The 6918-nt window shown below is 50.2% G+C and carries 4 protein-coding genes, 4 tRNA genes and 2 rRNA genes; 9 read left to right on the top strand and 1 reads right to left on the bottom strand.

The window, feature by feature from the left end:
* The 4 genes from ACMHXI_RS10755 to birA all read left to right on the top strand — a co-directional run.
* A 23S ribosomal RNA gene (locus ACMHXI_RS10755) occupies positions 1-1368 on the top strand; the annotation flags it as partial.
* 231 nt (positions 1369-1599) lie between these two features.
* A 5S ribosomal RNA gene (rrf, locus tag ACMHXI_RS10750) occupies positions 1600-1715 on the top strand.
* A 446-nt stretch (positions 1716-2161) separates the two neighbouring features.
* Positions 2162-3187 carry a UDP-N-acetylmuramate dehydrogenase gene (gene murB / locus ACMHXI_RS10745; protein ID WP_208184355.1) on the top strand — a complete coding sequence of 342 codons (1026 nt, stop codon included), beginning with the start codon at positions 2162-2164 and terminating at the stop codon, positions 3185-3187.
* Between the two features lie 2 nt (positions 3188-3189).
* Entirely contained in the window at positions 3190-4149 is a 960-nt protein-coding gene (gene birA / locus ACMHXI_RS10740) for a bifunctional biotin--[acetyl-CoA-carboxylase] ligase/biotin operon repressor BirA (protein ID WP_144133383.1), read from the top strand.
* Here birA and coaA read toward each other — a convergent pair whose 3' ends face one another.
* On the bottom strand, positions 4150-5097 hold the full coding sequence (gene coaA, locus ACMHXI_RS10735) for a type I pantothenate kinase (RefSeq protein ID WP_208184356.1): 948 nt from the start codon (positions 5095-5097) through the stop codon (positions 4150-4152).
* Positions 5098-5330: 233 nt separating this feature from the next.
* Here coaA and ACMHXI_RS10730 point away from each other — a divergent pair.
* The 5 genes from ACMHXI_RS10730 to tuf all read left to right on the top strand — a co-directional run.
* Positions 5331-5406: transfer RNA gene (locus ACMHXI_RS10730), tRNA-Thr, on the top strand.
* A gap of 8 nt (positions 5407-5414) precedes the next feature.
* Positions 5415-5499, top strand: a tRNA-Tyr gene (locus ACMHXI_RS10725).
* Positions 5500-5534: 35 nt separating this feature from the next.
* Positions 5535-5608: transfer RNA gene (locus tag ACMHXI_RS10720), tRNA-Gly, on the top strand.
* A 9-nt stretch (positions 5609-5617) separates the two neighbouring features.
* Positions 5618-5693: transfer RNA gene (locus ACMHXI_RS10715), tRNA-Thr, on the top strand.
* Between the two features lie 116 nt (positions 5694-5809).
* A partial coding sequence (tuf, locus tag ACMHXI_RS10710) for an elongation factor Tu (protein ID WP_345882319.1) occupies positions 5810-6918 on the top strand: 1109 nt, incomplete at its 3' end.

The raw sequence follows: 6918 nt of genomic DNA, 5'->3' as shown, positions 1-6918 counted from the left end.
AAGGGGATGAAGTGGTTGATGCCATGCTTCCAGGAAAATCTTCTAAGCTTCAGGTTAGCAGGAATCGTACCCCAAACCGACACAGGTGGTCGGGTAGAGAATACCAAGGCGCTTGAGAGAACTCGGCTGAAGGAACTAGGCAAAATGGTACCGTAACTTCGGGAGAAGGTACGCTCCTGTTGGTGACGAGACTTGCTCTCAGAGCTGACGGGAGTCGCAGATACCAGGTGGCTGCAACTGTTTATCAAAAACACAGCACTGTGCAAAATCGCAAGATGACGTATACGGTGTGACGCCTGCCCGGTGCCGGAAGGTTAATTGATTGGGTTATCTTCGGAGAAGCTCATGATCGAAGCCCCGGTAAACGGCGGCCGTAACTATAACGGTCCTAAGGTAGCGAAATTCCTTGTCGGGTAAGTTCCGACCTGCACGAATGGCGTAATGATGGCCACGCTGTCTCCAGCCGAGACTCAGTGAAGTTGAAATTGCGGTGAAGATGCCGTATACCCGCGGCTAGACGGAAAGACCCCGTGAACCTTTACTATAGCTTGGCACTGAACATTGACCCTACATGTGTAGGATAGGTGGGAGACTATGAAGATGAGACGCCAGTCTTGTTGGAGTCAACCTTGAAATACCACCCTTGTAGTGTTGATGTTCTAACCTGGGCCCCTAATCGGGGTTAGGGACAGTGCCTGGTGGGTAGTTTGACTGGGGCGGTCTCCTCCCAAAGAGTAACGGAGGAGCACGAAGGTTGGCTAAGTACGGTCGGACATCGTACGGTTAGTGTAATGGCATAAGCCAGCTTAACTGCGAGACAGACACGTCGAGCAGGTGCGAAAGCAGGTCATAGTGATCCGGTGGTTCTGAATGGAAGGGCCATCGCTCAACGGATAAAAGGTACTCCGGGGATAACAGGCTGATACCGCCCAAGAGTTCATATCGACGGCGGTGTTTGGCACCTCGATGTCGGCTCATCACATCCTGGGGCTGAAGTCGGTCCCAAGGGTATGGCTGTTCGCCATTTAAAGTGGTACGCGAGCTGGGTTCAGAACGTCGTGAGACAGTTCGGTCCCTATCTGCCGTGGGCGTTGGATGATTGAGGGGAGCTGCTCCTAGTACGAGAGGACCGGAGTGGACGAACCGCTGGTGTTCGGGTTGTCATGCCAATGGCATTGCCCGGTAGCTACGTTCGGAATCGATAACCGCTGAAAGCATCTAAGCGGGAAGCGAGCCCCAAGATGAGTCATCCCTAGGGCCTAGAGCCCTCTGAAGAGCCGTTCGAGACCAGGACGTTGATAGGCAGGGTGTGTAAGCGTTGCGAGGCGTTGAGCTAACCTGTACTAATGACTCGAGAGGCTTAACCATACAACCCAGATGGGTTTTACGGACTTGAAGAAGTTAGATACTTGATTGAAGTTTGAACTCAGGCTCTGAAGAAGAGCACAGCTTTCTGAATTGAAGAATAAAGGTTAATGACGCAGGTAATTGTTTGGCTGACAAAGCCGTGACGAGCGAGCCGCGCAGTGTACTGAAGTACATGAGCAGCGTAGCGAGGAAACAATACCGTCAGACGGACAATTAACCAGTAAGAATATGTCTGGTGACAATAGCATTGTGGTCCCACCTGATCCCATCCCGAACTCAGAAGTGAAACGCAATCGCGCCGATGGTAGTGTGGGGTCTCCCCATGTGAGAGTAGGTCATCGCCAGACGCCTAATAAAATGAAAATCCCCAGCACTTTGTGTTGGGGATTTTTCGTTTTAATTGCATTTTGAAATGTCCACTCTCACATGGGGAAGATAAAGAGTCCGAACGTAGTGAGGCACAATCCCATGTGGAGTAGGGTGAGGTTGTCGCGTTTATCAAACTCAGTTTGATGCGCCAGACGAACGCGGAGAGCTTGCTCGAAGCTGGCCATCGCCAGACGCCCAATTAAGTAGAGAAGCCACCTGAATAAGGTGGCTTTTTTGCGTTTAGGGCCTGTGAGATTTGCCTTAATCCAGCTTTGATTCGGTAGCAGCCGAGTAGCTTGCCGCTGGATACATATAAACCCATACACGCCTTTAACTAACCGTTATTCGCTTATGGGTGTTTTACGGCTGAAATAGCAGGCTAATCCCGTTACAATGCTGCTTTTATTTGCAGTGAAAGCTTTAGATGCCAACTCTAGTCCACTCCCTTAAATTTTTGAACACTTTTGGAATCGACTGTTGCTGTCGGGAACTCATCAGAGTGAGTTCTACCACGGAGCTTGTCCAGGCTTGCATGCAGCATAAGGGCGATGAGACCCCTATGCTGATCCTCGGTGGTGGCAGTAATCTATTGCTGCTTGAAGATTATCAAGGGACAGTGATTCAAATCGGTACCAAGGGAATCGATGTCTGTGAGGATCAAGAGCATTTTTATCTAAAGGTTGCCGCCGGTGAAAACTGGCACGATTTGGTTTGCGAAACGCTTAAGCTGGGGATGCCGGGGCTTGAGAATATGGCTCTGATCCCGGGGACAGTTGGTGCAGCGCCTATTCAAAACATAGGCGCCTATGGAATTGAGCTGTGTCAGTTGTGTGACTGGGTCGAGTATCTAGACCTGCAGACCGGCGCGCTAACTCGTCTCGAGGCCGCTGATTGTGATTTTGGCTATCGTGAGTCAATTTTCAAAAATGAGCTCAAGGGTAAGGCTGTGATCACCTCTGTCGGCTTGAAATTGCCTAAAGCCTGGCAGCCCAAACTGAGTTATGGGCCGTTGCAGTCGCTTGCTGAAGAGACAGAGGTGACCGCGACCATGATTTTTGAGCGGGTATGTCAGGTTCGTCAGGAAAAACTGCCGGATCCTGTAGTGCTTGGCAATGCCGGCAGCTTTTTCAAGAATCCTGTGGTTGCTGCTGCCGACTATCTTAAGTTGGCCGAACGCTTTCCTGATTTGGTGGGTTATGCTCAGCAGGATGGTACTGTTAAGTTGGCCGCAGGCTGGCTTATCGATAAGGCAGGTTTGAAAGGTTTCCAGATGGGAGCGGCAGCAGTCCATGATAAGCAAGCCCTGGTTCTGGTGAATAAAGGTGGCGCCAAGGGTAAGGATGTGGCTAATTTGGCGCGGGAAATTATCAGGCAAGTGCAAGCGCGCTTCGGTGTAGAATTGCAGCCCGAACCGCGAATTTTTGCGGCAACAGGAGAGAGGAGTCTCTGACGATGACCGAACAGTGGAAGCGCAAGCGGGAAATATTACAGCTGTTGCAGCAGGGGGAGTTTGTCTCCGGCGAAAAGCTGGCCGAACAGCTCGGTATCAGCCGTACGGCTGTCAGCAAACATATCAGTGCCTTGACTGCCTTCGGGATCGATATCTTCAGCGTGAAAGGTAAAGGCTATAAGTTGGCGAGAAGCCTGCACCTTATTGATAAGCCGCGTTTGCTTTCCGCTATAGATAACCGTTGTTTCTACTTTGATGAACTCGGTGGTACCAATACATTCCTGCTCAACCATGTCGATGAATTGAGTAATGGCGATCTCTGTATTGCCGAGTACCAATCGGCCGGACGAGGGCGTAGAGGACGCCAGTGGGTGTCGCCCTACGGCAGTCACCTCTATTTCTCTATGTACTGGCAGTTCTCTCAAGGCCTTTCTCAGGCGATGGGCTTGAGTCTGGTGGTTGCCTGTTCACTGGTTAGTGTGTTGGAGTCTTTCGGTATTGCCGGTTTGGGAGTGAAGTGGCCCAACGATATCTATCTCGATGGCCGTAAACTTGCCGGTGTGCTGATTGAAATGAGTGGTACTGCCGACAGCGAATGCGATCTGGTGATCGGGATAGGCTTGAATATGGCTATGCCAGCTGAACTGGGTGAACAACTGGATCAACCCTGGAGCGATCTCAGTGGGCTTGAATCTATGCCGGACAAGACTGAGTTGGCTATCAATCTCCACCGACAGCTATTGAAAGATCTCAAGCTGTTTGAAACCCAAGGCTTGGCGGCATTCAGCACCAGGTGGCAGAGTGCCGATATCTTTGCCGGTCAACAGGTCAAATTGCTGCTGGGTGAGCAGCAGATTAGCGGCCACTACCTGGGAGTGGATGAGCAAGGTGGCGTTATCCTACAGACAGAAACGGGTCCACAGCATTTTGTCGGCGGGGAAATCAGCTTACGCGGCGCTTGATTATTTTCGCAGCAGCACTTTATCCATCAGGTGGTCCTGACCCTTTTTCAGAATAAGATGTGCCCGCTCGCGGGTGGGCTCAATATTCAGATTCAGGTTCGGGCCATTGATGGTGTCCCAGATATTGGCGGCTATATATTTGGCTTCGGCATCGCTCAGCTTGGCATAGTGGTGGAAGTAGGAGCGCTCATTGGCAAAAGCCGTATGCCGGAACTGCAGGAACCTATCTATATACCAATGCTTCAGCAGTGATTCGTCCGCATCTACATAGATAGAGAAGTCCACGAAATCAGAAACAAATGGCCGCTTGATACTCACGGGAGAATCCAGCTCTGTCTGCAGTACATTCAAGCCTTCCAGGATCAAAATGTCCGGCTGTCTGACCTGCTGCACTTCGGGGAGACGGTCGTAACTGATGTGGGAATATAGCGGAGCCTCGACCAATTCGGCGCCTGACTTGATGGCAGCGATAAACTCCACCAATAGTTTCATGTCATAGCTTTCCGGAAAGCCTTTACGCTGCAACAACCCTTTTTGTTTCAGCTCGGCCAGCGGGTAGAGAAAACCATCCGTAGTAATCAGATCGACCTTAGGGTGTTCGGGCCAATGGCTCAAAAGTGCCTGCAGGATACGGGCTGTGGTACTTTTCCCAACGGCGACACTGCCGGCAATACTGATAATGTAAGGACTCTTGGCCGGGGTTTGCCCCAAAAACTCATTTAACACCAAACCTCTTTGCTGCTTGGCGCCAACGATCAAGTTAAGCAGACGACTGAGGGGCAAATAGATGTCGGTAACTTCAGTGAGGGAAACCTTTTCATTAATCCCCCGCAGCTTTTTCAATTCGGTTTCGCTCAAGGTCAAAGGCACCGACTCGCGAAGTTCAGCCCATTGCTGGCGGTGAAACGGCATATATAATGCCTGTTGAATTGAGTTGGCTGTTGTCATCTGATTTCCTCTGCTCAGGCAAGGCACAGTACACCATGAATTATTCATGAACAATAAAAAATCCCTATGCCAAGCCGAATTGTTTATCCCGTGTACAGAGGGTTAAGAAGGAGTTGAATACCTACGTAGTGTCAGAGTAAAAAAGCACCATTCAGGGCTTTTTTTCGAAAAAAAGCCAATTTCCTATTGCACTCGCCCCAACATTTACCTAATATCCGCTACCGAAATGAAGTGCCGGCATAGCTCAGTTGGTAGAGCAACTGACTTGTAATCAGTAGGTCCCGAGTTCGACTCTTGGTGCCGGCACCAATTTTATCGGAGGGGTTCCCGAGTGGCCAAAGGGATCAGACTGTAAATCTGACGGCTCCGCCTTCGAAGGTTCGAATCCTTCTCCCTCCACCATTTTCAAGGTAAGTAGGTAGCCTTAAGTAGGTTGCGCGGGCATCGTATAATGGTATTACTCCAGCCTTCCAAGCTGATAACGCGGGTTCGATTCCCGCTGCCCGCTCCAAATTTGCATGCTGATATGGCTCAGGTGGTAGAGCGCATCCTTGGTAAGGATGAGGTCGGCAGTTCGAATCTGCCTATCAGCACCAGCCTATCTTAAATTTTACCTCTGCCTTTTATAATCTGTTCGATGTCATTCATTTGCATCGGACTTTTTCACTATATATGGTTTCACCACCAGAAAATCTTAGATTGAGGCAATACCATGTCTAAAGCTAAATTTGAACGTAGTAAACCCCACGTTAACGTGGGTACCATTGGCCACGTGGACCATGGTAAAACCACTCTGACTGCTGCTATCTCAACTGTACTGTCTAAGACTTACGGTGGTGAGGCGCGTGACTTCGCAGCGATCGATAACGCTCCAGAAGAGCGTGAGCGCGGTATTACCATCAATACCTCTCACATCGAGTATGACACTCCAACTCGTCACTACGCCCACGTAGACTGCCCAGGTCACGCTGACTATGTTAAAAACATGATCACCGGTGCTGCCCAGATGGACGGCGCAATCCTGGTAGTAGCTTCTACTGACGGCCCAATGCCACAGACTCGTGAGCACATCCTGCTGTCTCGTCAGGTAGGTGTACCTTTCATCATCGTATTCATGAACAAGTGTGACATGGTAGACGATGAAGAGCTGCTGGAACTGGTAGAGATGGAAGTTCGTGAACTGCTGTCTGAGTACGATTTCCCAGGTGATGACCTGCCAGTAATTCAGGGTTCTGCTCTGAAAGCTCTGGAAGGCGATGCTCAGTGGGAAGCCAAGATCATCGAACTGGCTGAAGCACTGGATACCTACATCCCTGAGCCAGAGCGTGATATCGATAAGCCATTCCTGCTGCCTATCGAAGACGTATTCTCAATCTCTGGTCGCGGTACTGTAGTAACAGGTCGTGTAGAGCGCGGTATCATCAAAGTTGGTGATGAAGTAGAAATCGTGGGTATCCACGACACTACCAAGACTACCTGTACTGGTGTAGAAATGTTCCGTAAGCTGCTGGACGAAGGTCGTGCCGGTGAGAACTGCGGTATCCTGCTGCGTGGTACCAAGCGTGATGAAGTAGAGCGTGGTCAAGTACTGGCTAAGCCTGGTTCAATCACTCCACACACCAAGTTCGAATCAGAAGTTTACGTCCTGTCTAAAGAAGAAGGTGGTCGTCACACCCCATTCTTCAAAGGCTACCGTCCACAGTTCTACTTCCGTACAACTGACGTGACCGGTACTATCGAACTGCCAGAAGGCGTAGAGATGGTAATGCCAGGTGACAACATCAAGATGACAGTAACTCTGATCTGCCCAATCGCGATGGA

The sequence above is a fragment of the Shewanella sp. BJSY2023SW005 genome (assembly GCF_047314585.1).
Lineage (GTDB): Bacteria > Pseudomonadota > Gammaproteobacteria > Enterobacterales > Shewanellaceae > Shewanella > Shewanella algae.
This window is presented reverse-complemented; position numbering and strand designations above follow the sequence as displayed.

What these genes read in the sequence shown, in the direction of transcription:
- murB (WP_208184355.1), top strand. Translation starts at nt 2,162, where the DNA reads ATGCCAACTCTAGTCCACTCCCTTAAATTTTTGAACACTTTTGGAATC.
- birA (WP_144133383.1), top strand. Translation starts at nt 3,190, where the DNA reads ATGACCGAACAGTGGAAGCGCAAGCGGGAAATATTACAGCTGTTGCAG.
- coaA (WP_208184356.1), bottom strand. Translation starts at nt 5,097, where the DNA reads ATGACAACAGCCAACTCAATTCAACAGGCATTATATATGCCGTTTCAC.